At 75.9% G+C, this 1,568-nt stretch carries 1 protein-coding gene; it reads left to right on the top strand.

The window, feature by feature from the left end:
* The coding region (locus AB0G02_RS39460; RefSeq protein WP_360805409.1) for a thioester reductase domain-containing protein at nt 1-1,568 on the top strand (1,568 nt) is incomplete at both ends.

Here is a 1,568-nt window from a genome sequence, read left to right as displayed (position 1 = left end):
CCGGGATGACCGCCGAGCGGTTCGTGGCCGACCCGTTCTCCCCGGTGCCGGGCGCGCGGATGTACCGCACCGGTGACCTGGTGCTGCGCCGCGAGGACGGCGCGCTGGAGTTCCTGGGCCGGGTGGACCGGCAGCTGACGCTGCGCGGCCACCGCATCGAGCCCGCCGAGGTGGAGACCGCGTGCCGCCGTCACCCCGGGGTGCGCGACGCCCTGGTCGTCGCCCGGGACGGGCGGTTGGTGGCCTACCTGGTGGGCGACGCCGGGATCGACCGGGCCGCGGTGCGTGCGTCCCTGCGGTCGGCGCTGCCCGGCTACCTCGTGCCGGACGCGTTCGTCGTGGTGGCGGCGCTGCCGCTGACCGCGAACGGCAAGGTCGACCACGCGGCCCTGCCCGCACCCGAGGAGCGGGCCGACGGCGTGGTGCACACCCCGCCCGAGCCCGGCACGGAGGAGGTCGTGGCGGGGATCTGGTCGGCGGTGCTGGACCGCGACCGGATCGGCCGGGAGGACGACTTCTTCGCCCTCGGCGGCCACTCCCTGCTGGCGGGGTCGGTGACGGCACGGGTGCGCGCGGAGCTCGGCATCGAGCTGCCGGTGCGGGTGCTGTTCGAGGCGACGACGCTGGCCGCGTTCTCGGCGGCGGTGCAGGCGCGGTTCGACCCGGCCTACGTCGAGGACGGCAACGGTCCGGACCTGGCGTCCGAGGCGGCGCTGCCGGCCGACATCCGGCCCCGCGCCACCCCGGACGAGGTGGAGGCGGCGGTCGCTCGGGCGGTGCGCGCGCGGACCGCGTTCCTGGTCGGCGCGACCGGCTTCCTGGGCGGGCACCTGCTGGCCGACCTGCTGGACCACTCCCCCGACCTGGTGGTGCGCTGCCTGGTGCGGTCGGGCGGCCTGGACCGGATCGAGGCCAACCTGCGCACGCACGGGCTCTGGCGGGACGGGTTCGCCGAGCGGGTCGTGCCGGTTCCCGGTGACCTGTCGGCGGAGCGGTTCGGGTTGCCGGAGCAGGAGTTCACGGCCCTGGCCGACGGGCTCGACGTGATCTTCCACTGCGGCGGCGAGGCGAACTTCGTGCGCCCCTACGACCACCTGCGGCCGGGCAACGTGCTGGGCACGATCGACGTGCTGCGCCTGGCGTGCCTGGGCGGCGCGGTGCCGACGCACCTGGTGTCCACGCTGGGCACCTACCCGCTGGACCGGGCCGTGGTGGTGACCGAGCACGACGCGCCGGACGACCCCGTGGGCCTGACCAGGGGTTACGAGCGCAGCAAGTGGGTGGCGGACCGGTTGGCCCGGCTCGCCCGCGCGGCCGGGTTGCCGGTGACGGTGCACCGACCGGCCCGGGTCACCGGGGACAGCCGGACCGGGATCGGCCCGGTGGGCGACCGGTTCGCCAACATGCTGCGCACCGTGGCCGTGCTCGGGTCCGCGCCGGCGGAGGACTTCCCCGACGAGGAGGACATGGCCCCGGTGGACTACGTGGCCGCCGCCATCGGCTCCCTGTCCCGCACCCCCGCCGGGTACGGGTCGGACTTCCACTTCTACAACCGGCGCACCATCCGG

The sequence above is a fragment of the Actinosynnema sp. NPDC023658 genome, assembly GCF_040639995.1.
In the GTDB taxonomy this organism is placed as follows: Bacteria; Actinomycetota; Actinomycetes; order Mycobacteriales; family Pseudonocardiaceae; genus Actinosynnema.
This window is presented reverse-complemented; position numbering and strand designations above follow the sequence as displayed.